Raw genomic sequence first — 23,795 nt, 5'->3', positions numbered from 1 at the left:
GGCAGGCGGGTCAGGGATTGGCAAGGTATCGACAACAACAAAGGACACGGACATGGCACATTTCGAACTGATCAACCAAGTGGCACCCAATGCGGTCATCAAGGTCGTGGGCGTGGGCGGCGGCGGCGGCAACGCCGTGGCGCACATGGTCAACAGCGGCGTGGAGGGCGTGGAGTTCATCACCGCCAACACCGACTCGCAGGCGATCAAGAACTGCGGCGCCAACCTGCAGCTGACCCTCGGCTGCAATGTCACCAAGGGCCTGGGCGCGGGCGCCAACCCGGAGGTCGGCCGCCAGGCCGCGCTGGAGGATCGCGAGGCGATCATGGACGCGCTGCAGGGGGCGGACATGGTGTTCATCACCGCCGGCATGGGCGGCGGCACCGGCACCGGCGCGGCGCCGGTGGTGGCGCAGCTGGCCAAGGAGATGGGCATCCTGACGGTGGCGGTGGTGACCAAGCCGTTCCCGTTCGAGGGCCGCCGCCGCATGCAGGTGGCGCAGAAGGGCATCGAGGAGCTGAGCCAGCACTGCGACTCGCTGATCACGATCCCGAACGAGAAGCTGATCACCGTGCTCGGCCGCAACGCGACCATGATCCAGGCCTTCCGCGCCGCCAACGAGGTGCTGCAGGGCGCGGTGCAGGGCATCGCCGACCTGATCGTCAGCCCGGGCCTGATCAACGTGGACTTCGCCGACGTGCGCACGGTGATGAGCGAGATGGGCCTGGCGATGATGGGCACCGGCGTGGCCCGCGGCGACGACCGCGCCCAGGCCGCGGCCGAGGCGGCGATCCGCAACCCGCTGCTGGACGACGTCAACCTGCACGGCGCCAACGGGGTGCTGGTCAACATCACCTCCGGCACCGATCTGACCATGGCCGAGTTCGACGAGATCGGCCGCGTGGTCGGCGAATTCGCCTCGGAAGATGCCACCGTCATCATCGGCACCTCGCTGGATCCGGCGATGCAGGACGAGGTGAAGGTCACCGTGGTCGCCACCGGCCTCAGCCGCGCGGCGGTGCGCCAGGCACCGCTGGACAGCCAGCGCGGCAACCGCTTCGAGGCCAGCCAGGAGCGTCCGCGCCGCCCGCAGGTGGAGCTGATCAACACCCAGGCCAAGCGCGACGGCACCACCGGCCTGCCGATCGATGCGGTCGCCGACGGGTATGCCACGCTGCCGCCGTCCAGCCTCGCCGGCAGCCTGCGCCGCAACGCGGACGCCGCGCCGATGACGGCCGAGCTGCCGAAGGACGATTACCTGGATATTCCGGCGTTCCTGCGCCGGCAGGCGGACTGAAGGCCGTCCATGGCGCAGGCAATCGACTCCGGATGGCCCCGCCCGGCCATCCGTGGCCGGGCGCTCGGGCACGCGCGGGGCAATGCCCCGCGGGCGCGAGCCCTCGCCCTGCGCCGGCAGGCGGACTGATTCCGCCGCGGCGCCCCGCGGGGCGCCGGTACCGTGTCCGATCGCCCGCCGGGGGCGCCACCCCGGCCGGCTTGCAGTCGGCCAGCCTCGCGCTGGCCGGCCTTTTCCACGCAGTGCCGGGAACGCGCCGGCCGTGGCCGCTGCCGCATCATCCGCGCAACGCAGTGTTTACGTTCAGGTTCAGCCTGCTGCGTGGTAAATTGCGCCGATGTTGCGCCAGCGCACCCTCAAGAACGTCATCCGCGCCACCGGCGTGGGCCTGCATGGCGGCGAAAAAGTCTTCCTGACCCTGCGCCCGGCGCCGGTGGATGCCGGGATCGTGTTCCGCCGGGTCGATCTGCAGCCGGTGGTGGAAATCCCCGCGCGCGCCACCCTGGTGGCCGAGACCACCCTGTGCACGGGCCTGAGCTGCGCAGGCGCCAAGGTGCAGACGGTCGAGCACCTGCTGTCGGCGCTGGCCGGGCTGGGCATCGACAACGCCTACGTGGAGCTGACCGCGCCGGAAGTCCCGATCATGGACGGCTCGGCCGGCCCGTTCGTGTTCCTGCTGGAATCGGCCGGGATCGTCGAACAGAACGCGCCCAAGCGCTTCATCCGCATCCGCAAGCCGGTGGAGGTGCGCGACGGCGACAAACTCGCGCGCTTCACCCCGTACGATGGCTTCCGCTTGGAGTTCACGGTCAAGTTCGACCATCCGGCCATCCCGGAGGCGCTCTCGCGCGCCACCCTGGACTTCTCCACCGGCGACTACATCCGCGAGATCAGCCGCGCGCGCACCTTCGGGTTCATGCGCGACCTCGAGTACATGCGCGAGCGCAACCTGGGCCTGGGCGGCTCGATGGACAACGCCATCGTGCTGGACGACTTCCGGGTGCTGAACGAGGACGGCCTGCGCTACGCGGACGAGTTCGTGCGCCACAAGATCCTCGATGCGGTAGGCGATCTGTATCTGGCCGGGCACCCCATCCTCGGCGCCTATGAGGGCTACAAGTCCGGGCATGCGCTGAACAACCAGCTGGTGCGCGCGCTGCTGGCCGATGCCGAGGCCTGGGAAGAGGTGAGCTTCACCGATCCGGCGCTGCCGGCCCCGACGCTGGGCTACGGGCTGGTCGCCAGCGCCGCCTGAGTGCGGCCCTTGCCGTGACCGCAGTCACGGTTTCCTCGGTGCTGCTACGCATTCCTTAACAAAATCACTGTGCGCGATCACTTGATTTGAGACAGATGGGAAGACGCGGGATAAGGCGGGAAATTGCAGGAAGATCAATGGTTTGACATGGACAAGCTGTCTCAGATCAGTGAAGCGCCGATGGATCGGTTTTGCGTGGTTTGGGCCGATTTGTGCAACTGATTTGAGACACGCGCAGCAGCAGGCGCCGCGTTCTAGGGCCATTCAAACGGCCTGCAAATCAGCCCTGGGCGGCTTTCGAGGCGGCGCGCAGCGCGTGCACCGCCCGGCGCAGCTCGGACAGCTCTAGCGCCTCCTGAGCGCGCGTCAGCAGCTCGGCGAGGATGGCATCGCGGCGGGCTTCGTCCGGCTCTTCCTCGACCAGCTGGATCAGCGCGGCCCAGCGCCTGGCATGGGGGTGGTCGGGCGGCAGAAAGCCCGCAAACGCCTGTTCTTGCGATGTTTCTGGCTGCGGCTCGGGCGCTTTGCGGGGGAACATTTCGCCCTCGCCGGTGAGCAGCCAGTTCATGTTGACTCCCGTGCGGGCGTAGGCGGCGAGGGCCTCTCCTCCGGGCGTGTTCTGCCCGGTCTCATACTTCTTGAGGACACCAATGTGCAACCCAAGGCGCTCGGCCATCTGTGCCTGCGTGAGGCCAAGCGCTTGGCGCCATGCGCGGAGCCGCTGACCAAGTTCCGCGTCCGACTTCATGGCCGAAAGTCGGACGCATAAGTCGGACGCTGATCGCCGCGTCCGACTTTTCTTAACTCATTGATATTCAATGACAACATAGGCGAATCCTCATTGAGCCAGCTAACCGAAAGTCGGACGTTGCAAAAGTCGCAAAAAGGCAACTAGGGCTATTGACAGGATGCATATTTGCATCTAGGGTGCCACCGTATGGCACAGAGTAGTCCCGAAATGGCAACCGAGTCCAGGCCGTGTCGCGCTGATGTGCGGCGCGAGCTCGAGCGGCGCGGTATGACCGTCCGCGGCTGGGCCCAAGAACACGGGTTCTCAGAGCGGCTCGTCCACGAGGTCATCAGCGGGCGCAAAAAGGGGCGCTGGGGGCAGGCCCACAACATCGCCGTCCTGCTCGGTCTGAAGGAGGGGGTGCTCAATGATCGAGCTGGTTGAGGCCGAGGCCATCGGCCGCGCGCTCGGCCTGACGGCGCGTTCTGTGCGGCGCAGGGCCGCCGCTGAGAACTGGCCCCACACCGACCTCCCTGCCGGGGCGGACGGCGGCGGGTGTACCGGCTGGCCGACCTGCCCGCCGACGTGCAAGCCCGGCTGATCCTCCACCTCACCCAGGAGTCCACCCATGAAAGCCATCTCCCACATCCTGGCCGGCCCGGTGCTGGTGGCCACGATCCTGCGCACGGGCAACGGCCGGCCGGCGACGCCGGTGCGCTACCACGTCCAGTGGAGCGAGATCGCCGTCCGGCTGGGCGCGACGCCCCTGGCGCCGCTGCACTCCCGCTGGGAGGCGGAGGCAATGGCGATGGGCTGGGCCACGCAGCGGACGGGGTACGCCGGGCGCGTGGAGCGCGCCGCGCGCTGAGCGAGGCCGACCGCGCGGCGCTGTGGCGCTGGTTCGACGGCCGCCCGGAGACGGTGAAGGCCGAAGCCCGGCGCCGGCTGGTGCCGGTGCAGACGGTGCGCCGTCTGATCGACGGCGGGACGCGGGCGCGGCAGGCGCTGCGCGTGGTGGCCGAGCGCCATGGCCTGCCGGAAGCCACGCTGCGGCGCTGGTGGTACGGCGCCGGCCGCTTCCCCGGGGTGGCGCATGCAGACCCGGCGGACTACCTGCCGCTGCTGACGCCGCGGCATCAGGGCAGCGGCCACGAGGCGGAGATGAGCCCGGAGGCCTGGGAGGTCATCAAGAGCGACTATCTGCGCCCGGAGCAGCCGGCGCTGGCGGCCTGCTACCGCCGCCTGCGCGAGGTGGCCCCGAACCACGGCTGGGTGGTGCCCAGCTACGCCACCATCGCGCGCCGGATCGAGGCGCTGCCGTGGCAGGTGCGGGTGCTGGCGCGCGAGGGGAAAGAGGCGCTGGCGCGCCGGCTGCCGCACATCACCCGCACCAAAGACCATCTGCACGCGCTGCAGGCGGTCAATGCCGACGGCCACGTGTTCGACCTGCGGGTGCAGCTGCCCAGCGGCACGGTGGGGCGCCCGGTGCTGGTGGCCTGGCAGGACATCTACAGCGGCAAGATTCTGGCCTGGCGGGTGGCGGAGACGCTCTCCGCTCCATCTGGTGCAGACCACCTTCGGGGATGTGGTGGAGCGCTACGGCATTCCCGAGCACGCCTACCTGGACAACGGCCGCGAGTTCGCATCCAGCTGCTGACCGGCGGCAGCCGGACGCGCTACCGCTTCCGCATCCGCGAGGAAGACCCGCTCGGGCTGTTCCCGCAGCTGGGCGTGCAGGTGCACTGGACCACGCCCTACCACGGGCAGGCCAAGCCGATCGAGCGCGCCTTCCGCGACCTGTGCGAGGGCATCAGCAGGCACCCGGCCGCCGCCGGCGCCTATACCGGCAACAGCCCGCTGGCCAAGCCGGCCAACTATGGCAGCCGGACGCTGGCGTGGGACGAGTTCGTGCGGCTGGTGGACGCCGGCATCGCCGAGCACAACGCCCGCCCCGACCGTCGCACCGCCACCGCGCGCGGGCGCAGCTTCGATGCCACGTTCGATGAGAGCTACGCCGCCAGCGTGATCCGCCGCGCCAGCGCGGAGCAGCGCCGGCTGTGGCTGCTGGCCGCCGAGGGCGTGAAGGTGCGCCGCGAGGGGTATGTGGTGCTGGCCGGCAATGCCTATTTTGGCGAGGCGGTCAGCGCCCTGGCCGGGCAGCACGTGGTGGTGCGCTTCGATCCCGACCGGCTGGACCAGCCGGTGCACGTCTACACCCCGGAGGGCGCCTACGTCGGCGCCGCCGAGCGCACCACGGCGCGCTTCGACGACATCGACACCGCCCGCGAGCATGCCCGCGCCCACCGAGCGCGCCAGCGCGCCGCGCGCGACCTGCACGCGGCCACGGTGCGGATGGAGGCGCTGGCAGAGGTGGCCCGCCTGCCGGCGGCGGATAGCCCGCCTGGCGCGCCGCCGGCGCCGGCGGCCGTGCAGCTGGTGCACGGGCCGCGGCGTGGCCGCAGGGCGGCCGCGGCAGCGGCGCTGGACACGGCGGAGTACGTGGCCGCCGCCGACCGCGCGGTGCTGGCGGCGCTGGCCGCACGGCCGCGGCCACTGAAGGCGATCGACTGACGAAAAAACACCCGCCCCGCAGCCACGGGGCGGGCGGTGCAAACGGGCCTTGCAGGCCCCTCAAACCAGGAGAAAGGGTACATGAACGACAACGTGATTGCGATGCAGGTGGATGCGGACCCGGCCGAGGTGCTGGTCCGGGTGCGCGAGGAGATCGCGCGCCGCGGGCTGACCCAGGCACAGGTGGCGCGCGAGGCGGGCATCAGCGCCTCCAGCCTGACGCAGGTGCTGGGCGGCCATTACGCCGCCGACCCGCGCAAGCTCGTCACGCGGCTGGCGCAGTGGCTGGCGCGGCTGGCGCAGCAGCAGGCCATGCCGGCGATGCCGGCGGCGCCGGCCTGGGTGGCCACGCCCACCGCAGAGCGCATCCTGGCCGCGCTGGCCTATGCGCACATGGCCGGCGATATCGCGGTGATCTATGGCGGCGCCGGCGTGGGCAAGACCACCGCCGCGCGCGAGTATGCGCGGCGCTACCCGAACGTCTGGATCGCCACCATGACCCGGCCACCGCCGGGGTGACGACGGCGCTGGAGGAGGTGTGCCTGGCGCTGGGCTTCCGCGAGCTGCCCGGCGGCGGCGCGCGCATGCAGCGCGAGCTGATCGCCCGGCTGCAGGGCAGCGAGGGGCTGCTGGTGATCGACGAGGCGCAGCACCTGGGCGTGGCCGCGCTGGACGCCCTGCGCGCGCTGCACGACGCCACCGGCATCGGGCTGGCGCTGATGGGCAACGAATTGATCTACGCGCGGATGACCGGCGGCACCCGCGCGGTCTGGCTGGACCGGCTGTTTTCCCGCATCGGCCGCCGCCTGCGGGTGCAGCGGGTGGCGCGCGAGGATGTGGCGCGGCTGGCCGCGGCGCACGGGGTGGAGGATGCCGGCGCGGTGCGCCGGCTGGTGGAGATCGGTGCCCAGGCCGGCGCCCTGCGCGGCGTGGGCAAGGTGCTGCGGCTGGCGCGGATGATGGCCGCCGGTCAGGGCAGCGTGCTCGGCACTGCCCACATCGAGGCCGCCTGGACCGACCTCACCGGGGGGCGGCATGAACGCGGCCATCCACGTCGACCCCGCCCGCCTGTTCGTGACCCTGCGCGCCGCCGAGCTGTTCGCCGACCGCCACGGCCTCAGCCGCCCGCATGCCCGCGCGGTGGTCGCGCTGGCGCTGCTGCGCCAGGTCAGCCCGGCGCGCGCCCTCATGGAACTGCGACAGGAGGCGCGTCATGCACGCCTGGCTCGCTGACCTCACCCCGCCGACCGCCGCCGAACGGCTGGCCGACTACTACCGCCGCGCCATCGCCGCCGGCGCCTGGCAGCCGCTGGAGGCGCACGCGCGCGGCCAGCTGGCCGTGCGCCACCTGCGCCGCTGGTGCGGCACCGCCATGCCCGCCGACCAGGACGACGACGAACTGTCGCCGTGGCTGGGCGAGCGCTACCTCGATCTGCTGCACGACATGCACCGCCGGCTGTTCCCCGCCTACCCCTACCCGACACCACAGGAGCCCGACCATGAGCGCCCCCGCTGAATCCCTGACCCCGCTGGCCGAGAGCATGGCCCTGGAGGCGCAGGCCGCGTCCCTGCGCGCCGCACGCGACCGTCTGCGCGACGTGGCCAATGCCATCCAGCAGGACATCGAGACCATCAAGCGCGCGCACCTGCCGGCGCTGCGCGATGCGCTGGCCGCCTGCGCGCAGGCGGAGACCGACCTGCGCCAGACGGTGGAGGCCAGCCCCGCCGAGCTGTGGCGGCGCACCCGCACGCGCCTGGTGCACGGCATCCGCGTCGGCTGGACCAAGAGCCGCGGCAAGGTCGAGTGGGACGATGAAGCCAAGGTGATCGAGCGCATCCGCCGCCTGCTGCCCGCCGAGCAGGCCGCCCTGCTGATCCGCGTGCGCGAGGCCGTGCACAAGCCGGCGGTCTACGACCTCACCGCCGGCGACCTCAAGCGCCTGGGCATCCGCATCGAGGACGACTGCGACGTGGTGGTGGTCAAGGACGTGGCGGGTGAACTGGACCGCATGCTGGAGCGGCTGCTGGCCGACCTGAGCGAGGAGGCCGCGGCATGAACGGCATCTGGCACACCGTGAGCGCCACCGAGCCGACACCGCTGGACGACGTGCTGGTGGTGGTCGAGGACGACCTTGGCACGTGCGTCTGGATGGCCTGGCGCCGGCACACCGAGCCGGGCCGCTGGTGCTACAGCGGAGGTGACGACGAGATCAGCGGGCGGGTCACGCACTGGATGCCGGTGCCGGAGCCGCCCGAGGAGGTGCGCCATGCATGCGGCGCGGATCGCCGCGAGTGAGCGGCTGCAGCGGGTGGCGCGGCTGCTGGCCGACGGCCGCCCGCGCACCACGCTGGACATCGTGCGCGAGGCCAACGTCTGCGCGGTGAACAGCATCGTCGCCGAGCTGCGCGCCAACGGCCTGCGCATCGCCTGCCAGCGGCAGGGGATACCTGGTGGTACTGGGTGGAACGGGAGGGGCATGAACGTGATCGGGAAAATGGAGCGCGGCCTCGCGGATATGGACGACGCCGCGCGCGTACAGCAGCTGCTGGCAGAGGTAGCCATCGTGCTGAGCCTGCCGGATGAGTGCTGGGAGCAGTCGCCGGGCGGTCCATCGTGCCGCATCCGCCTGGCGCGCGCGCTCGCGCGCGTGCTGGAGGACACCTGGCGCGCGGATGCGCAGGAGGGGGACGATGCCAGTGCGCCCTGACCGCCGCCGCCTGCTGGCCGCCATCCACGCCGAGGCCAAGGCGCTGGGCCTGGACGAGGACACCCGCCGCGCCCTGCAGCAGCGGGTCGGCGGGCATGCCAGCTGCGCGGCGATGTCCGACCGCCAGCTGCGCGACGTGCTGGCCGAGCTGCGCCGGCTGGCCGGCAAGCCGGCGCAGCCGCCGCGCCACGCCGACGACCGCGCGCGCCTGCTGTGGCGGATCGAGCGCGACTGCGCCGCCGCCGGCTATCCGCATCCGGCCTATCCGCTGGGGATCAGCCGCAAGATGTTCGGCGCGCTCAGCCCGGCGCGCCTGGAGTGGCACGCCCCGCGCCAGCTGCGGGCGCTGATCGCCGCGCTCGCCTACGATGCCAAGCGCAGGCCGCGCCCGGCAGGCGGTGCCGCATGAGCCAGGTCATCGAGGACCTGCTCGCCGCCGGGGTCAGCGCCGACCAGGTGGAGCGGCTGGTGCGGCAGATGGGCGGGCTGTCCGTCTATCTGCCGCGCCAGTACGACCCCGACCGCAGCGCGGTCTGCCGCGAGCTGGCCGAGACCGCTGGCGATCTGGCCGCACGCACCCTGGTGCAGCTGTACGCCGGCTGCCGAATCGTGATCCCGATGGGGCGGCAGTTCATGCGCCAGCGGCTGGCCGCCCGCATCCACGCCCTGCGCGCCGCCGGGCAGTCGGTGCCGCAGATCGCGCGGGCGCTGCATGTGCACGTGCGCCAGGTGCAGCGCCTGCTGAGCGGCGGCGCGCCAGACGCGCCATGACCAGGACGCCCAGGGCGCCTGGATGAGACGATGACACCCCGGCCATGCGCCGGGGTTTTTCGTGCGTGCCCGACCCGGGTCGGCCTGTTGCCGCGCGCCGCAGCGCACCACGCTTGCGGCATGTCGCTCCGCCCACGCCTGCTGCCGGCGTTCCTCACACTGTCCGCCGCCGCGCTGATCGGCGTGGCGGTACACGAGGGCTATCGTGAGGCCGCCTATCGCGATCCGGTGGGCATCCCCACCGCTGGATTCGGCTCCACCGTGCATGCGGATGGCGCCACTCCGGTGCAGCTGGGCGACCGCCTGCCGCCGGTGCGCGCCCTGATCACCCTGGGCGCGCATGTCGGGCGCACCGAGGCGGCGCTGCGGCAGTGCATCGGCCCGGTACCGCTCGCCCAGCACGAGTGGGATGCCTACGTGAGCCTGGCCTACAACGTGGGCGCAAACCGCATTTGCAGCAGCAACATCGTGCGTTTGCTGCACCAGACGCCGCCCGACTACGCCGGCGCCTGCCGCCAGATCGGGCGCTGGGTCTATGCCGGCGGGCGCCGGCTGCCGGGGCTGGAGGCGCGCCGCGCCGCCGAGATGCGCCTGTGCCTGGGCGAGGAGGCCGCACCGTGAGCCTGCCGCGCCTGCTCCCGCCTGGCCGCTGGCCACCTATGCCGAGATCGCCGTTCTCGCCGCCGGGATCGGCGGCGGCCTGCTCGGCTGGACCGTGCGCGGCTGGCGCGATGCCGGGCAGCTCGCCGGCCTGCGCACGGAGCTGGCCCGCACCCAGGCAGGCGCCGAGCGCGTCCGCGCCGAGGCCATCGCCCGCGCCCGCGCGGCCGATGCCGCCGCCATCACTGACCTGCAGCAGCGGCTCACCCGTGCCGCTGCCACCACCGAGGACCTGCGCCATGCCCTTGCCACTGCTACGACTGGCCGCGTGTGCCTGTCTGCCGATGCTCGCCGCGTGCTCCACCGTGCGCCCGCCTTCGCCGCCGTGCCCGCGCCTGCCGCCGGCCCTGCTGCAACCGGCCCCGCCACTGCCGCCGATCCCGGCGAGCGCGCCAGCACCGATGCCGACATCGCCGGCTGGGCGCTCGATGCCGCCGCGCTCTACGAGCAGTGCCGCGCCCGCATCGACGCCATCCGCCAGTGGGACGAGCAAGTGAACGGGGGAGCGCATGGAAGGTGATGTGCTGATCGGCGCGATCAACTGGCCGGCCATGCTGGCCATCGGCGGCGCGCTGCTGGGCGGCATCTTCGCGCTGCTCAAGTGGTTCGCCGGGCGGCTGCTTGCCGACATCGAGGCGCGGCTGACCCGCATCGACGACCTCGAAAACCGCTTCGAGCGGCTGATGGCCGAACTGCCGCTGCACTACCAGCGCCGCGAAGACGCCATCCGCGAATTCACCGCCATCAACACCAAGCTCGACCGCCTGTACGAGCTGCTCGCCCGAGGGGGGAACAAATGACCGAACGCCGCATCGACGCCGCCATCGACATCGCCCGCGCCGAGCGCGAGGCGCTGCGCTGGATCATGCTCACCGCGCTGTGGCACGCGCGGCCCTACGGCACCACGGAGACGGTGCTGCTGTCCTGCGCGCATGAGATCCCCATCTACGCCACTTCCGACCTTGTACGCAGGGAGCTGGGGTGGCTTGCAAGCCACAGCCTCGCAGAAATCGAGCGCGACAAATCGCCGGTGTGGGCGGCGCGGCTGACCGCCCACGGCGAAGACGTGTACGACTACCGCGCCGACGCCCCGGCGGGCTGGCGCGCCCGCCGAGGTGGTGAGATGGCCCGGCGCAGCAAGGTGGACAGGCTCCCGCAAGGCCTCAAGGCGCAGCTGGAACGGCTGCTGGCCGACCGTAGCCACGGCGGCTACGAGGCGCTGGCCGCCTGGCTCAAGGAACAGGGCTACGAGATCGGCAAGAGCAGCCTGCACCGCTACGACCGGCGCGTGCAGGCCGTGATGCTGCGCATCAAGGCCAGCACCGAGGCGGCGCGGCTGATCGCCCAGTCCAGCCCGGACGAGGCCGACGAGCACTCGGCCGCCGTGCTGCGCATGGTGCAGTCGGCGCTGTTCGACGCCATGAGCCGGTGGCCGAGGCGTCGGAGGAATCCGACCCTGCCGAGCAGGTCAAGGTGCTCTCGCTCGCGGCGCGGGCGATCGCCGAGGCGAGCCGCGCATCCATCGGCCAGAAGAAATGGGCCGACGAGGTGCGGTTGAGGCTCGACGAGGTGGAGCGCGTCGCGCAGAAATCGGGCAAGCGGCTCGATGCCGAGACGTTCAAGACGATCCGGGAGTGGTTGTATGGGGGGTGATCGCGTCGTGCCGTTTTTGAAATACGCAGGCGGCAAGCGCTGGCTGGCGCGGCGGATCATCGAGCGTCTGCCGCCGCACGTGTGTTACGTGGAGCCCTTTGGCGGCATGGGCGCGGTGCTGCTGGCAAAGCCCAAGAGCAAGGTCGAGGTGTGGAACGACATCGACGGCGGCCTGGCCAACGTCATGCGCTGCGTTAAATACCACCCGGACGCGCTGGCCGATGAGCTGGGGATGATGCTCGTGCACCGCACAGAGAGGCTGCGGTGGTTGCACGAACATCCGGGCGAGACGGACATCCAGCGCGCCGCGCGCTGGATCATGGTGCGACATTCCGGGTTTCAGGGGGGCTGGCAAAGGGTTCTTTGTCGGCCGCGCGACTGGCATTAAACCGGTCGGCACGCTCATCGAGCAGATGCGGGCGGTGGCCCGCCGTCTGTCTGGTGTGACCATCGAGCATCTGCCGTGGCAGCGCGTGTTCGACCTCTACGACGTCCCGGAGACGACGTTTTTCTGCGACCCGCCCTATGCCGATGGCGACCAGTCGATCTACGACCATGCGTTTGCGGAGGTCGACCACCGCGCCCTGCGCGAGCGGCTGCGCGCCGTCAAGGGGGATGGATCGCAACTTATGGCGATCACCCGCTGATCCGCGATCTGTATGCCGACTGCCGCATCGAGGAGGTGCGCCGTGTGCGCGCCATCAACCAGGCGGCGCGGCGCGAATACGTGGAGCTGATCATCACGCCATGACCGCCCCCATCCTCTACCCCTACCAGCGCCGCTATCTCGCGGACAAAAGCCGCTGGAAGGCGGCGTGCTGGAGCCGCCAGACCGGCAAGACCTTCACCACCACCCTGGAGGCGGTGCTGGACGTGCTCGGCGGCCGAGGCCGAGGGCCGTATTGCCCGCTGGACGATCCTGTCCATCTCGCGCGATCGGGCGCTGGATGCCATCCGCAACGGCGCGGCGCTGCACATGCGGGCGATTGGTGCGGCCTACAAGATGATCGAGGCTGAGGACATGGGCGCCGAGGAACAGGCCGCCAGCGTGCGCCTGCCGGGCGGCAGCTACATCCGGGCGATTGCCGCCCGGCCCGAGACGGCGCGCGGCATGAGCGACAACCTGATCCTCGACGAATTCGCCCACCACAAGGACAACCGCGCGCTGTGGCGCGCTGGTGCCGGTGGTGAGCCGACCCGACCTCAAGCTGCGGGTGATTTCCACACCAACGGCGTGGGCGACATGTTCCACGAGATCATGACGGCAGACGACGGGCTGTTTTCCCGCCACATCGTGACCATCCATGACGCGGTGGCCGACGGCCTGCCGCGCAACATCGACGAGCTGAAAAAGGCCGCCCGCGACCCGGACACCTGGGCGCAGGAATACGAGTGCACCTTCCTGGATACCGCCGGGCGCGAGTGGCTCACCTACGAGGAGATCCTTGCCACCCTGGAAGCGCCGCCCCCTGCCGCCCTACGACGGGCGGCCGGTGTATGTGGGCATGGACATCGCCGCGCGGGGCGACCTCTCCGTGATCGCCGTGCTCGAGGACGTGGGCGGCGGGGTGCTCGCCCTGCGCGAGATGCAGGTCATGCGCGGGGAGAGCTTCGCCGCGCAGCTGGCGCGCCTGGACGCCGTGATGCGGCAATACCGCGTGGCGCGGGTGGCCATCGACCAGACCGGCATGGGCGAGATGCCGGTGCAGGAGGCGCAGCGGCGGCATGGGCAATACCGCGTTTCCGGTGTGATCTTCACGCAGGCTTCCAAGCTGGACATGGCCGTGGCGCTCAAAGACCGGATGCAGGCCAGGCGGCTGCTCATGCCTGATGTGCATGGCAATGCACGTGATGCATTGATCGACGACCTGCGCGCCGTGCGCATGGAGCCGGGCGCGGGCGGGGTGCCCAAGCTCATGGCCGAGCGCGACGGACGGGGCCATGCCGACCGCTTCTGGGCGCTGGCGCTGGCCGTGGCCGCCGCCGGCGAAGGCGTGCCGGTGTATCGGTATGAGAGCGTGGCGCGCAGGAGCTTCGCGCCGCGATTCGATGATCTTGACGGGCGCGGACGCGCCCAGGAGTGGGCCGGATGGTGACCGTGAGAAAACAGGATTTGACCGGCGAAATCGCCCGCCCGTCGCAGACGGGGCTGCGCTCTGTCTGGCAATGGCGGCCGCTGGCCAGCATGACCCCGGCCATGGTGGCAGACGTGCTGCGCCGGGCGGCGATGGGCGATGCGCATGACTTCCTGATCGCCGCCGACGACATCCGCGAAAAAGACTTGCACTACCGCGCCGTGCTGCAGACCCGCGCGCTGGCGGTGGCGGGCCTGCCGGTGGACATCCAGCCCTGGGACGACTCGGCCAAGGCCAAGCGCGCCGCAGATCTGGTGCAGGATGTGCTGCGAGATGGCGACTACAGCCGGATCATCGCGCACCTCATGGACGCGGTGGCCAAGGGCTATGCCGTGGCCGAGATCATCTGGGAGACCGCTGGCGGCGTGTGGTACCCGCGCGAGATCGTGCCGCGCGAGGCGCACTGGTTCGCCTTCGACCGCGATACCGGGCGGCTGTTGCGCCTGGTGGATGGCAGCGCGGAAGGGGCCGGGATCCCGCCCTACCGCATGATCGTCCATGCCCCGCCGCTTTCCGCCGGCATTCCGCTGCTGGGCGGGGTGGCGCGCAGCGCGCTGTGGGCCTGGGTGTTCAAATCGTATGCAATGCGCGATTGGGCCCGGTTCTGCGAGCTGTTCGGCCAGCCCATCCGGGTGGGCAAATACCACCAGGGCGCCAGCCCCGACGACGTGGCCGTGCTCAAACAGGCGGCCTTCAGCCTCGGCAGTGATGCCGCCGCCGTGATCCCGCAGGAGATGGCGCTGGAACTCATCGAGAGCGGCAGCAAGTCCGCCAGCGCCGACCTCTACCACACGCTGATCGACTACCTCGACCGTCAGGTCAGCAAGGCCGTGCTCGGCCAGACCATGACCACCGACGATGGATCGAGCCTGGCCCAGGCCAGGGTGCACGCCGAGGTGCGCGCCGACATCCTGCGGGCGGATGCGCGGGCCATGGCCGCCACGCTCACCCGCGACCTGATCGCGCCCATCGTGCGGCTTAACGTTGGCGAGGACGCGCCGCTGCCCATCCCTCACCCTGCGCGTGGACGAGCCGGAGGACATGGCGGCGCTGGCCGATCAGGTCGTCAAGCTCACCCAGGCCGGGCTGCCGGTGCCGCAGTGGTGGGTGCGGAGAAGTTCGGCATCCCGGCGGCGGCGGCGGGCGAGGCGGTGCTCGTTCCGGCTCAATCCGGTCAAACCGGGTTAAACCCGACTGGCGAACCATTGGCGAACCGAATGGCGAACCGCGCCGCAACTTCGGGCTCGCCAATGGCCGTGTCCGCATTCGAGGCGACGAAACACAGTGCCGACGGCGCGCCGGACGCGCTGGACGAGCTGGCGGGCGAAGCGCTCGCGGACTGGGAGGCGCAACTTGCGCCGGCCGCCGACAGCCTGCAAGCGCTGCTCGATGAGGCGGCTGCGCGCGGAGCAAGCGCCGCCGAGCTCATCGACATCCTGGCGCAGCATCTGCCCGAGATGAATATCGACGCACTGGCCGAGCGGCTGACGCGCGCAGTTCGCGGCGCGGCTGGCCGGTGTGCATGGCCTGCAAGCCGCGCGGGAGAGTGGTGATGGACGAGGCCGACATCGCCGCCGAGCGCATCGAACGCGAGATGGCGAGCCTGCTCGCTCTGCGTCGCCACACCGGCCCTGCGCCTACCGGCGCATGCCTGTGGTGCGGCGAGCCGCTCGCGCCCAGCCTGAGATGGTGCAGCGCCGAATGCCGCGACGACTGGGAGCGCAAGCATGCCCGTGCGCATCGCCGCTGATCCGATTGACGCGCCCATCATGGCGCCTGCTGCGCCGGACGAGTTCGCGCGCGCATTCCTGCTGCCGCCAGAGGAGGCGGTGCGCTACATGCAAGGGCGCGACGCGGTGCGCATCACCTACGACTGGCACGAGCTGTGGCATGACGAGCATGCGCGCGCCTTCACGGTGAGCCGCCTGGCGCGCGCCGACCTGTTGCAGTCGCTCCATGAGCAGCTCGCCCGCTCGGTGGCGGGCGACCTGACCCGCCGCGACTGGATGCGCGACGCGCGCGCGCTGCTCGAGCAGGCGGGATGGTGGGGGTGAGAAGACCGTCGTCGGGCCAGAAGGCGAGGCGCGCAAGACGCGCTTCAATCCCCGCCGCCTGCAACTCATCTACGACGTCAACACCCGCATGGCGCACGCCGCCGGGCGCTGGGAGCGCATCCAGGCGGCCAAGGCGAGCCACCCATATCTGCGCTATGTCACGCGCGCCGACGAGCGCGTGCGCCAGTCCCACCGCCCGTGGCACGGCGTGACGCTGCCGGTGGACGATCCGTGGTGGCGGACGCACTACCCGCCCTGCGGCTGGCGCTGCCGCTGCGTGGCGGTGCCGATGCGGCGCGAGGAGTATGAGGCGCGCGACGATCTGAAGAAGTCCGCGCCGCAGGAGCCGGATGTGCAATGGACCAACCCGCGCACCGGCGAAGTCCGGCGCGTTCCCTGGGCCATCGACCCAGGCTTCGGCTACAACGTGGGCGACGCCAGCCTGCGCTGGCGGGGACTGATCGATGCCGCGCGCGATAAGGTGGCAGGCTACGCCGCCGCCATCGGGCGCATATGGCCGAGGACCTTGCGCCGCTCATCGAGCGCGACTGGCAACCTGGGTGGATGCGGCGCTGGCCGGCACGGAGCGCAACCGTCTGGGGTGGCTCGGGGTGATCTCCGCGCGCGATCTGGCGCATCTGGCGGCCGCCGGAATCGCACCGCAAAGCGCCGAGGTCATGGTGCGCCCCGGCCTGCTCTACGGACCGAAGGCCGGCCGTCATCGCGACGACGGCAACGCGCTCGCCGATGCGCAATGGCGCGAACTGCCCAGCCTGTGGCGGCAGGCCGTGGCGCTCGTGCTCGATCTCAAGAGCGGCAAGCCATTGTGACGCTGCCCGGCGCGGATGCACGCACGCCGCAGTTAGCGGTGGAGGTGGATTTCGTGACAGGCCGCCCCAAGCGCGTGACCAATGCGGCCAAGTCGGCCTACCTGCAATCGGTGGATGTGCTCAACCGGCGCCTGAAGGCCGGGGAGCTGCGCGTGTTGTGGGGGCTGGTGATGCGCGGTGGGACTCGAACCCACACATTCTCCGCTGGCGCGGTCCCGTTACCTGTCAGGGCGCAACGCACCACCACCACGGCTCAGTATAGCCTACCCGCCCCGCGCGTCAAAGCGCGCCGTCTGGCTGGCATGATGGAGGCGCCATGATCAGGATCGACATCGACGACCGCGAGGTGCGCCAGGCGCCCGAGCGCCTCCAGCAGCGCGTCTCCGACCTGACGCCCGCGATGCGGGAGATCGCCTGGGCTCGAGGCACGGGCGCTCAACCGCTTCGAGACCGAGCGCGACCCGGCGGGCCGCCCGTGGCAGCCCCTGTCGCCCGTGACGCTGGCCAGAAAAAAGGGGCGCGGCGGCATCCTCTACCAGACCGGCGACCTGCTGGACAGCGCAACGAGCCGCGCCGGGCGCGACGTCGCCGAGGTAGGCTTCGGCCTGCGCTATGCCGTCTTCCACGAGTACGGTACGAAGAAGATGCCAAGGCGTGGCCTGCTCATGGCCGACCCCGAGGCGCGCACCCTGGGCGAGGATGACAAGCGCGCCATCCTGGAGATCATCGGCGAGCACCTTTCCGGCGGCTGAGACGCAAACCCGGCGCGGCGCTATCTGCCTATCACCGAGGCTGGCCGGATGGACGAGCAGGCGCGCGCGCTGGTGCTGGAGGCCGTCCGGGCATTCTGGCCGACGCCTGACCGCCAACCGCGTAGAACGCGCTGTGCGCGCATTTCATGCGCCGCCGCTACCAACGTACCACCCGGATCGACTAAAACGCGCCAGCGCCCGTTTAAACGCACTTCAAACGCGGTCACGGGGTGGCGCCATGGCCGGCCGTTGCCCATGGCGCACGTGGCCTGACCGCAACCCCCGTTGGCGCCCCTTCAAAGGCCGCGCCTGCGGCCTTTGTCTTTGCGGGCCGACCCGGGTCGGCCTGTTGCAGGTCGCGGCGGCACCGGATTCTGGGCGCATGGCCACGCCGTCCCACGTCCGTCCCGATCCCCTGCCCGTCTGCTGGCGCGGGACGTGCTGGCCATCGCTGCATGCAGACCCTGATCTCCAGGGTGGGGAAGTCCCCGCCGGAGTGGGTGCATCTCATCCCGGCGGGGGTGTTTTCTCGGCCGCGACGGCCGCGGCCCCTACACCCTCGACGCCGCCGCCGTGCTGGAGGCCTTCGCCCGCCACGGCGCCGACCTGCCGATCGACTACGAGCACCAGAGCCTGACGGCCACCGACAAGGCCGGCCCGGTGCCGGCCGCGGGCTGGATCACGGCGCTGGACATGCGCGGAGGACGGCCTGTGGGCGCGCGTCACCTGGACGCCGCAGCGCGCCGCCCTGCTGGCCGCGCGCAGTACCGCTACCTCCGCCGGTGTTCATGCATCGCCAGGACGGCGCCATCGTCGAGCTGGTCGGCGCCGGCCTGACCCATACCCCCAACCTGCACCTGCGCGCGGCCGCCGCGCGCCCAACTGCAGGCTCGTGCCGTGGATGAACTGCTGGAACGCCTGATCTACATGCTCAACCTGCCGGTCACGGCGACCACGCCGACGAGGTGGCCGCCGAGCTGCAGAAGCTGGTCGACCGCCTCACTGCCGCCGAGGCCGCCGCGCAGGCGGCGCAGTCCGCGCAGCCGGCCGCGCCGGACCGGGCGCAGTGGGTGCCCATGAGCCAGCACAAAGGGTGGCCGAGGAGCTTTCGAAGCTCCAGATGGATGTCGCCGCGGAGAAGGCCGAGGCCGCAGTGAGCACGCCGCCATGAGCGCGGGCAAGCTCGCCCCCGGCACTGGAAAGACTGAAAGCCATCGCCTACGCCAGCCGCGACCCGCAGGGCTTCGCCGCCTCGCCAAGGCCGCGCCGGTGATCGTCGCCGCCGGACAAGGATGCGCATTCCGTCGCCTCGGCTGCGAGCACGGTCACCCTGGCTCACCGAGGAGGATCGCATCGCCTGCCAGCTGCTCGGCATGAGCGAGGCCGAGTTCGCCGCGCACAAGCAGGAGATCGCCCGTGCGTGAAATTCATAACGCGACAACGACGCAGGCCGCCGCCTGATTCTAGAGCGGCCTCACGTCGAGCGCATGGCCGCCAGCCAGCAGGAGGTGGGCGGCTTCATCCGCGCCGCGCGCTGGCCGATCCTGGCCGCGCATGTGGACTTCCTGCTCGCCACCCTGGCCGAGCAGGGGCTCGTGCGCCGCGACGGCGACCGCTACCGCATCACCGGCGCAGGCTGCGCCCATCTCGGAAATCCACCGCAAAGGAGAAACAGGCATGGTCATCATCACCCCCGCGCTGATCATCAGTCTGCGCACCGGCTTCTCGAAAGCCTTCAGGACGCGCTGGCCGCGACCCCCACCGATTGGGAGAAGATCGCAACCCGCGTTCCGTCTTCAAACACCTCGAACACCTACGGCTGGCTCAACCCAGTTCCCGAAGCTGCGCGAATGGGTGGGCGACCGCGGCTGGGCAAGGACATGGCCTCCCAGCGCCTACCAGGTGCAGAACAAGTCTCTACGAGGGCACCGTCGCGGTCAAGCGCACCGACATCGAGGATGACAACGTCGGCGTCTATACGCCACTGTTCGCCGAGATGGGGCGCGCGGCGAAGGCACACGCCGATGAACTGGTCTTCGCCCTGCTGGCCGCCGGCGAGACGACGCTGTGCTTCGATGGCCAGAACTTCTTCGACACCGACCACCCGGTCTATCCGAACGTGGACGGCACCGGCACGGCGGCGCTGGTTGCCAACCTGCAAGCCGGCACCGATCCTGCCTGGTATCTGCTCGACGCCAGCCGGGCGCTGAAGAGCCGCTGATCTTCCAGGAGCGCACCACCGCCGGAGTCGCGTCCATGACCAGCTCCCCAGGACGAGGGCGTGTTCATGCGCGGCGACGAGTACGGCTACGGCATCCGCTATCGCTGCAACGCCGGCTTTGGCTTCTGGCAGCTGGCCTACAAGAGCAAGGCCGCGCTCGATGCCGCCAACTTCAACGCCGCGATGGCCGCGATGATGGGCATCAAGGCCGACGGCGGCCGCCGATGGGCGTCAAGCCCACGCATCTAGGGGGTGGTGCCGTCCACCCTGCGCGCGCAGGCGCCTCGCTCATCGAGGCGCAGATCACCGGCGGCGAGAGCAACCCAGATTACCACCGCGCGGTCGAGGTCATCGTCTCGCCGTGGCTGGCTAAGGGTGACTCATGGCCCGCGCCGATAAAACCGCCGCCCAGCCCGCCGCCTCCACCGTGCGCCTGATGCGGTGCGCACCGTGGCGGCGCTGGGCGATATGCCGCGCTACCGCGCCAATCGGCCCCTTCGGCCGCGTTTCGAAGCTCATCGAGGCCGAGCCCTGGCAGGCGAGGCGCTGCGCGCAGATCCGATGCTGGCCGTGGCCGAGGTCAAGGATTAAGGCATGGCCTACGCCACGCTCGCCCGACCTCATCACCCGCTACGGTAGAGGATGAGAGTCGCCCAGCGCACCGACCGCACCGGCTCAAGCGTGGTCGATGCCGCCGTGGCCCAGCGTGCGCCTCGACGACGCGCAGGCCGAGATCGACGGCTATATCGCCAGCCGCTACAAGCTGCCGCTGCCGACCGTGCCGGCAGCGCTCGCGCGCATTGCCTGCGACGTCGCGCGCTACCGGCTATGGGAGGACGTCGCCTCCGACGATGTGCGCCGCGCTACGAGGATGCGCGCAAGCTGCTGGAGGCGATCGCCAAGGGCATCGTGAGTCTGGGCCTGCCGGCCGTTCTTCCGCCCGCGAGCCAGCCGGCGCTGTCGCTCGCCGCCGCCAAGAGCGGGCCGGCGCCGGTGTTTCGGACGCGACGGCATGGAGGGCTGGTGATGCTGGCCATCGAGCGCCTGATCCGCGACCGCCTGGCCGCCATCCCGGACGTGCCGGGCGGCGTGTCATCGGTCGCCGAGCTGTCCATGGAGGCCGTGGCAGGGCGGGCGCTTCCGGCCCTGTTCGTCGGTGCCGACGGCTACCGCGTCGAGGACGACAAATCGCCCGGCGCCATCGCCGTGGCCAGCCGCTGGCTGGTCATCGTGGCCGTGCGCCATGTGGGCGACGCCAGGCGGCTCGGCCGCGCGCGATGCGGCCTCCGATCTGGCGACCGAGGTCATGGCGCGCCTGTACCGCTGGCAGCCGCCAGGCCACAAGCCGCTGATGGCAGCCGCTCCACTCGAAGCCGGACTACGCCACCGGCGTGCTGCTCACCCGCTGGCATTCGAGGCCATCCACATCATCAACCGCAAGGAGTAAGTCATGAGCTACTTTTCGGACAGGGGCGCGTCTATCTCGCCGCCCGCGATACCAACGGCAACCCGCTCGCCTTGCGCTGGGTGGGCAACGTGCCGGATCTGAAGGGTCTCGCTCAACGTGGAGACCATCGAGCACTGGCGAGTCCCACTCCGGCCAGCGGCTCACCGACTGCAGCTGATCAAGAGCAAGACGGGGAGTTTTCCCACACGCTCGGCGAGATTTCCACCGAGAACCTGGAGCTCTCGCTCTTCGGCCAGACCTCCAGCGTGACCGCCGGCACGGTGACCGACGAGACGCGCCGACCGGCATCGTGGCAGGCGGAGGTGCGGCTGCTGGCCAATCAGTTCGTGTCGGCGGTACTGGTCACGGATTCGGCGAGTACGCCGGCGACCCTCGCGGCCGGCACCGACTACAAGGTGCCTGCCGCGCAGGGCGCGATCGAGTTCAACGTCACCGGCTTCACCCAGCCGTTCAAGGGTCGATTACAGCTTTGGTGCGGCCAAGCGCACGGCGATGTTCAAGTCGCCGCAGCCGGGGCGGCGCGCTTCGACGGCATCAACACGGCGGACGGCAACAAGCCTGTCGTCCTCGATCTCTCACCGCGTGGCGCTCAACCCGACCAAGGACCTGTCGCTGATCTCGGATGAACTTCAGCGCTTCGAGCTCTCCGGCCGGGTGCTGGCGGATGTGAGCAAGGATGCCGCAGGCCCGCTCGGCCAGTTTGGCCGGTTGATCATGCAGGGATAAGCGATGGCGACGCTCAACGTCCCGCTGCCGGATAGCGGCTGGGTGCAGGTGGCGGCGGATACCGATGCGGGGTTCCTGGCGCAGGGCGGCGGATCGTATGCGGCTCGGTGAGCCACCACCGATGCGCCGACGCCGCCGTCCGTGCGCGGGTTCGTGCTGCCCGCCGCGCAGCTGGAGGCCGTGGGCTGCTGGGGCCTGGGTATGTCTGGGTGCGGCAGGTATCACCGACCCGGCTATGCGGTGACCCTGACGGCATCGAGGTGACCCATGGCCCTCTACGATCTGGCAGGCAGCCTGTACGGCCCCGGCAGCAGGCGGCGCCCACCGGAGTCGGCGTGCCCGTGGGCGGCGTGATCGCCCATCCTGGGTCTGCATTACCATCGGGGTGGCGCCGATGGCCGGCCAGTATCTGGACCTTGCGCAGTTCCGGCGCTGACCGGGGTGAACGATCCGCCCCTTGGCGCGGTGTTCACTACCCGCAGCGGGGCGTCGATTTATTCCGGTGATCAAGGGGTAGGGGCGCTATATGTGGCGACCGGGGGTGTCGGCGTCGTGCACGCAGCGCAGGACGTCGTGACCTGGACGACCCGCACATCGGGGACCAGCTATAACCTCTACGCGCCACGGCATGGTCAGGTGCGCTGCTGGTGGCGGTGGGCAACAATGGAACGCTCGTCACCAGCGCCGACGGCATCACCTGGACGGCGCGCAGCAGCGGCACGACACAGCGCTCTACAAGCGTGACGTGGTCGTCGGCGCGTGGGCTGTTCGTGGCCGTGGGCGCGCAGGAACGCTCATCACCAGCCCCGATGGCATCACCTGGACGGCGCGCAGCAGCGGCACGACGCAGACGCTCAACAGCGTGGTGTGGGTGGCGGGCCTGGGGCTGTTCGTGGCCGTGGGCAGCGCAGGAACGCTCATCACCAGCCCCGATGGCATCACCTGGACGGCGAGTGTAGCAGCGGCACGACGCAGACGCCGCAGGCCATCGCCTGGTCGGGAGCGAGCTGATGGCGGTGGGGCAAAACGTGGCGTGTCAGCCCCGACGGCATCACCTGGACGGCGCGCAGTCATACGCTGGGGTACATGACCCTGCTGACCTATGCGGACGGGCGCTGGGTGAAACTAGCGTCAGCATGGCGTACCGCCAGCAGCGAGCCAGCGGTATCACATGGTCACTGCCGATGTCGGTGGGCGGCACCGTCGCCTACCAGCCTCTCGTGGAGGAGGCGATGGTCTGAGCTGCCGTCAGGCACATCGCTGATTGGACTGCCGCGCTCGCGGCCGGGCTACAGGTATCTGCCGGCGCTGTCTGCAGCGCCAGGTACGTATTACATGCGGGTGGCGTGATGAAACGTGTACAGCTACGATGATTATGGATTCCTGTCCGACCAGCCGATCGCGGGCCGCCAGACGCCCATCGCCCCACCACCGGCCCCGTGGCCGGACGGACAGCCCCAATTGGACCGGCGTGGAATGGACCATGCTCGCCTACCCGCTGCCGCCAGCGCCCGTCCCGGTGCCGGATGCCGTCACGCCGCGCCAGATCCGGCAGGCGCTGAACCGTGCTGGGCTGCGGGATGCGGTGGAGGCGGCGTCTCACGGCAGGCCACTGACGTGCAGGACTGGTGGGAGTTCGCACTGACCATCAGCGCGCGCACCCCATGGTGGAGGCTATGCTGCCAGCGCTCGGGCTGACGCCCGGCGCGGGCGGATGGACATCTTCGGGCTTGCGGACGCTATGAGCACACCCTTTACGCGGCGCGCGTCCAGCACCTGCTCATCGCGATGGATCAACTGCTGTGGGTGGCGCTCACGCTGGGCGATGGTCTGCCGGACGAAACAGTCAGCGCGGCTGCCTGGCGGATGGAGCGCCAAGGAAGCTCGCCGGCCGCATCCTGCGCCCGCTGATCCGACATGATCTTCCGGCCGATCGAGCGTGACCATTGCCGCGCCAGCTTCGA

At 70.5% G+C, this 23,795-nt stretch carries 34 protein-coding genes, 1 tRNA gene and 2 pseudogenes; 33 read left to right on the top strand and 4 right to left on the bottom strand.

Going from position 1 to position 23,795, the window contains the following annotated elements; translation table 11 throughout:
* Positions 1-52 precede the first annotated feature (52 nt).
* Positions 53-1,297: a cell division protein FtsZ gene (gene ftsZ / locus LJB71_RS00185; RefSeq protein ID WP_259302642.1), complete on the top strand. Its 1,245-nt coding sequence runs from the start codon at positions 53-55 to the stop codon at positions 1,295-1,297.
* A 337-nt stretch (positions 1,298-1,634) separates the two neighbouring features.
* A complete protein-coding gene (gene lpxC / locus LJB71_RS00180) occupies positions 1,635-2,552 on the top strand; it encodes a UDP-3-O-acyl-N-acetylglucosamine deacetylase (RefSeq protein WP_114959828.1) in 918 nt (305 codons plus the stop codon).
* A 280-nt stretch (positions 2,553-2,832) separates the two neighbouring features.
* Here lpxC and LJB71_RS00175 read toward each other — a convergent pair whose 3' ends face one another.
* The gene (locus LJB71_RS00175) at positions 2,833-3,300 is read right to left on the bottom strand and encodes a helix-turn-helix transcriptional regulator (RefSeq protein WP_259302640.1); all 468 of its coding nucleotides are present in this window, start codon (positions 3,298-3,300) and stop codon (positions 2,833-2,835) included.
* A 409-nt stretch (positions 3,301-3,709) separates the two neighbouring features.
* On the opposite strand from LJB71_RS00175, the gene LJB71_RS00170 reads away from it, so the two are divergent.
* From LJB71_RS00170 to LJB71_RS00155, 4 genes are all read left to right on the top strand, one after another.
* Positions 3,710-3,883 (top strand): hypothetical protein, encoded by a 174-nt coding sequence (locus tag LJB71_RS00170; RefSeq protein ID WP_259302639.1) that lies wholly within the window; start codon positions 3,710-3,712, stop codon positions 3,881-3,883.
* A gap of 27 nt (positions 3,884-3,910) precedes the next feature.
* Positions 3,911-4,150: a hypothetical protein gene (locus tag LJB71_RS00165; RefSeq protein WP_259302638.1), complete on the top strand. Its 240-nt coding sequence runs from the start codon at positions 3,911-3,913 to the stop codon at positions 4,148-4,150.
* Positions 4,151-4,203: 53 nt separating this feature from the next.
* On the top strand, positions 4,204-5,853 hold the full coding sequence (locus LJB71_RS00160; protein WP_259302637.1) for a transposase domain-containing protein: 1,650 nt from the start codon (positions 4,204-4,206) through the stop codon (positions 5,851-5,853).
* An 81-nt stretch (positions 5,854-5,934) separates the two neighbouring features.
* Positions 5,935-6,372 (top strand): helix-turn-helix domain-containing protein, encoded by a 438-nt coding sequence (locus LJB71_RS00155; protein WP_259302636.1) that lies wholly within the window; start codon positions 5,935-5,937, stop codon positions 6,370-6,372.
* Here LJB71_RS00155 and LJB71_RS00150 read toward each other — a convergent pair.
* A complete protein-coding gene (locus tag LJB71_RS00150; protein ID WP_259302635.1) occupies positions 6,324-6,902 on the bottom strand; it encodes a hypothetical protein in 579 nt (192 codons plus the stop codon). The two genes, LJB71_RS00155 and LJB71_RS00150, sit on opposite strands and share 49 nt — an antisense overlap.
* Here LJB71_RS00150 and LJB71_RS00145 point away from each other — a divergent pair.
* The 20 genes from LJB71_RS00145 (at position 6,889) to LJB71_RS00050 (ending at position 16,664) form a co-directional block, all read left to right on the top strand.
* The gene (locus tag LJB71_RS00145) at positions 6,889-7,086 is read left to right on the top strand and encodes a hypothetical protein (RefSeq protein WP_259302633.1); all 198 of its coding nucleotides are present in this window, start codon (positions 6,889-6,891) and stop codon (positions 7,084-7,086) included. The genes LJB71_RS00150 and LJB71_RS00145 overlap by 14 nt on opposite strands.
* Positions 7,067-7,369, top strand: a complete 303-nt coding sequence (locus LJB71_RS00140; protein ID WP_259302632.1) for a hypothetical protein — start codon at positions 7,067-7,069, stop codon at positions 7,367-7,369. The genes LJB71_RS00145 and LJB71_RS00140 overlap by 20 nt, the downstream gene beginning before the upstream one ends.
* Positions 7,353-7,910, top strand: a complete 558-nt coding sequence (locus tag LJB71_RS00135) for a host-nuclease inhibitor Gam family protein (protein WP_259302630.1) — start codon at positions 7,353-7,355, stop codon at positions 7,908-7,910. The genes LJB71_RS00140 and LJB71_RS00135 overlap by 17 nt, the downstream gene beginning before the upstream one ends.
* Entirely contained in the window at positions 7,907-8,149 is a 243-nt protein-coding gene (locus LJB71_RS00130) for a DUF551 domain-containing protein (protein WP_259302629.1), read from the top strand. Before LJB71_RS00135 ends, LJB71_RS00130 begins: the two co-directional genes overlap by 4 nt.
* Positions 8,121-8,561: a hypothetical protein gene (locus LJB71_RS00125; protein ID WP_259302628.1), complete on the top strand. Its 441-nt coding sequence runs from the start codon at positions 8,121-8,123 to the stop codon at positions 8,559-8,561. The genes LJB71_RS00130 and LJB71_RS00125 overlap by 29 nt, the downstream gene beginning before the upstream one ends.
* Positions 8,545-8,970, top strand: a complete 426-nt coding sequence (locus tag LJB71_RS00120; protein ID WP_259302627.1) for a regulatory protein GemA — start codon at positions 8,545-8,547, stop codon at positions 8,968-8,970. Before LJB71_RS00125 ends, LJB71_RS00120 begins: the two co-directional genes overlap by 17 nt.
* Positions 8,967-9,332, top strand: a complete 366-nt coding sequence (locus LJB71_RS00115; protein ID WP_259302624.1) for a helix-turn-helix domain-containing protein — start codon at positions 8,967-8,969, stop codon at positions 9,330-9,332. Before LJB71_RS00120 ends, LJB71_RS00115 begins: the two co-directional genes overlap by 4 nt.
* A gap of 120 nt (positions 9,333-9,452) precedes the next feature.
* Positions 9,453-9,953 (top strand): lysozyme, encoded by a 501-nt coding sequence (locus LJB71_RS00110; protein WP_259302623.1) that lies wholly within the window; start codon positions 9,453-9,455, stop codon positions 9,951-9,953.
* A gap of 94 nt (positions 9,954-10,047) precedes the next feature.
* On the top strand, positions 10,048-10,512 hold the full coding sequence (locus tag LJB71_RS00105; RefSeq protein ID WP_259302622.1) for a hypothetical protein: 465 nt from the start codon (positions 10,048-10,050) through the stop codon (positions 10,510-10,512).
* Positions 10,502-10,792, top strand: a complete 291-nt coding sequence (locus LJB71_RS00100; RefSeq protein ID WP_259302621.1) for a hypothetical protein — start codon at positions 10,502-10,504, stop codon at positions 10,790-10,792. Before LJB71_RS00105 ends, LJB71_RS00100 begins: the two co-directional genes overlap by 11 nt.
* A complete protein-coding gene (locus LJB71_RS00095; RefSeq protein WP_259302620.1) occupies positions 10,789-11,550 on the top strand; it encodes a DUF3486 family protein in 762 nt (253 codons plus the stop codon). Before LJB71_RS00100 ends, LJB71_RS00095 begins: the two co-directional genes overlap by 4 nt.
* Entirely contained in the window at positions 11,466-11,645 is a 180-nt protein-coding gene (locus LJB71_RS00090) for a DUF3486 family protein (protein ID WP_259302619.1), read from the top strand. The genes LJB71_RS00095 and LJB71_RS00090 overlap by 85 nt, the downstream gene beginning before the upstream one ends.
* The gene (locus tag LJB71_RS00085) at positions 11,635-12,033 is read left to right on the top strand and encodes a DNA adenine methylase (protein ID WP_259302618.1); all 399 of its coding nucleotides are present in this window, start codon (positions 11,635-11,637) and stop codon (positions 12,031-12,033) included. Before LJB71_RS00090 ends, LJB71_RS00085 begins: the two co-directional genes overlap by 11 nt.
* 25 nt (positions 12,034-12,058) lie before the next feature.
* Positions 12,059-12,292: a hypothetical protein gene (locus LJB71_RS00080; RefSeq protein WP_259302617.1), complete on the top strand. Its 234-nt coding sequence runs from the start codon at positions 12,059-12,061 to the stop codon at positions 12,290-12,292.
* Between the two features lie 100 nt (positions 12,293-12,392).
* Positions 12,393-12,662, top strand: a complete 270-nt coding sequence (locus LJB71_RS00075; protein WP_259302616.1) for a hypothetical protein — start codon at positions 12,393-12,395, stop codon at positions 12,660-12,662.
* Positions 12,663-13,090: 428 nt separating this feature from the next.
* The gene (locus tag LJB71_RS00070; protein WP_259302615.1) at positions 13,091-13,741 is read left to right on the top strand and encodes a hypothetical protein; all 651 of its coding nucleotides are present in this window, start codon (positions 13,091-13,093) and stop codon (positions 13,739-13,741) included.
* Positions 13,735-15,333, top strand: a complete 1,599-nt coding sequence (locus LJB71_RS00065) for a DUF935 domain-containing protein (protein ID WP_259302613.1) — start codon at positions 13,735-13,737, stop codon at positions 15,331-15,333. The genes LJB71_RS00070 and LJB71_RS00065 overlap by 7 nt, the downstream gene beginning before the upstream one ends.
* Positions 15,333-15,530 carry a hypothetical protein gene (locus tag LJB71_RS00060; RefSeq protein WP_259302612.1) on the top strand — a complete coding sequence of 66 codons (198 nt, stop codon included), beginning with the start codon at positions 15,333-15,335 and terminating at the stop codon, positions 15,528-15,530. Before LJB71_RS00065 ends, LJB71_RS00060 begins: the two co-directional genes overlap by 1 nt.
* Positions 15,514-15,834 carry a hypothetical protein gene (locus tag LJB71_RS00055; protein WP_259302611.1) on the top strand — a complete coding sequence of 107 codons (321 nt, stop codon included), beginning with the start codon at positions 15,514-15,516 and terminating at the stop codon, positions 15,832-15,834. Before LJB71_RS00060 ends, LJB71_RS00055 begins: the two co-directional genes overlap by 17 nt.
* Positions 15,835-16,394: 560 nt before the next feature.
* The gene (locus LJB71_RS00050; protein ID WP_259302610.1) at positions 16,395-16,664 is read left to right on the top strand and encodes a hypothetical protein; all 270 of its coding nucleotides are present in this window, start codon (positions 16,395-16,397) and stop codon (positions 16,662-16,664) included.
* Positions 16,665-16,829: 165 nt separating this feature from the next.
* Here the strand turns inward: LJB71_RS00050 and LJB71_RS00045 are convergent.
* Positions 16,830-16,906, bottom strand: a tRNA-OTHER gene (locus tag LJB71_RS00045).
* A 189-nt stretch (positions 16,907-17,095) separates the two neighbouring features.
* Between LJB71_RS00045 and LJB71_RS00040 the strand changes: the two are divergent.
* The 3 genes and pseudogenes from LJB71_RS00040 to LJB71_RS00030 form a co-directional block, all read left to right on the top strand.
* Positions 17,096-17,416, top strand: a pseudogene (locus LJB71_RS00040) (phage virion morphogenesis protein); the annotation flags it as partial.
* A gap of 504 nt (positions 17,417-17,920) precedes the next feature.
* Positions 17,921-18,253 (top strand): phage protease, encoded by a 333-nt coding sequence (locus LJB71_RS00035; RefSeq protein ID WP_259304689.1) that lies wholly within the window; start codon positions 17,921-17,923, stop codon positions 18,251-18,253.
* 455 nt (positions 18,254-18,708) lie between these two features.
* On the top strand, positions 18,709-18,840 hold the full coding sequence (locus tag LJB71_RS00030; RefSeq protein WP_259302608.1) for a phage protease: 132 nt from the start codon (positions 18,709-18,711) through the stop codon (positions 18,838-18,840).
* 39 nt (positions 18,841-18,879) lie between these two features.
* On the opposite strand, the gene LJB71_RS00025 is transcribed toward LJB71_RS00030, so the two are convergent.
* The gene (locus LJB71_RS00025) at positions 18,880-19,122 is read right to left on the bottom strand and encodes a hypothetical protein (protein WP_259302607.1); all 243 of its coding nucleotides are present in this window, start codon (positions 19,120-19,122) and stop codon (positions 18,880-18,882) included.
* 59 nt (positions 19,123-19,181) lie between these two features.
* Between LJB71_RS00025 and LJB71_RS00020 the strand changes: the two are divergent.
* The 4 genes and pseudogenes from LJB71_RS00020 (at position 19,182) to LJB71_RS00005 (ending at position 21,831) form a co-directional block, all read left to right on the top strand.
* Positions 19,182-19,886 (top strand): annotated as a pseudogene (locus LJB71_RS00020) (Mu-like prophage major head subunit gpT family protein).
* A 439-nt stretch (positions 19,887-20,325) separates the two neighbouring features.
* Entirely contained in the window at positions 20,326-20,550 is a 225-nt protein-coding gene (locus LJB71_RS00015; protein WP_259302606.1) for a phage protein Gp36 family protein, read from the top strand.
* Positions 20,466-21,731, top strand: coding sequence for a hypothetical protein (locus tag LJB71_RS00010; RefSeq protein ID WP_259302604.1), 1,266 nt, complete (start codon positions 20,466-20,468; stop codon positions 21,729-21,731). Before LJB71_RS00015 ends, LJB71_RS00010 begins: the two co-directional genes overlap by 85 nt.
* Positions 21,688-21,831 carry a hypothetical protein gene (locus tag LJB71_RS00005; RefSeq protein WP_259302603.1) on the top strand — a complete coding sequence of 48 codons (144 nt, stop codon included), beginning with the start codon at positions 21,688-21,690 and terminating at the stop codon, positions 21,829-21,831. Before LJB71_RS00010 ends, LJB71_RS00005 begins: the two co-directional genes overlap by 44 nt.
* Positions 21,832-23,795 lie beyond the last annotated feature (1,964 nt).

The organism is Thermomonas sp. S9 (genome assembly GCF_024704365.1).
Classification (GTDB): domain Bacteria; phylum Pseudomonadota; class Gammaproteobacteria; order Xanthomonadales; family Xanthomonadaceae; genus Thermomonas.
The sequence above is the reverse complement of the archived record's forward strand: the minus strand, read 5'-3'. Positions and strand labels throughout refer to the sequence as shown.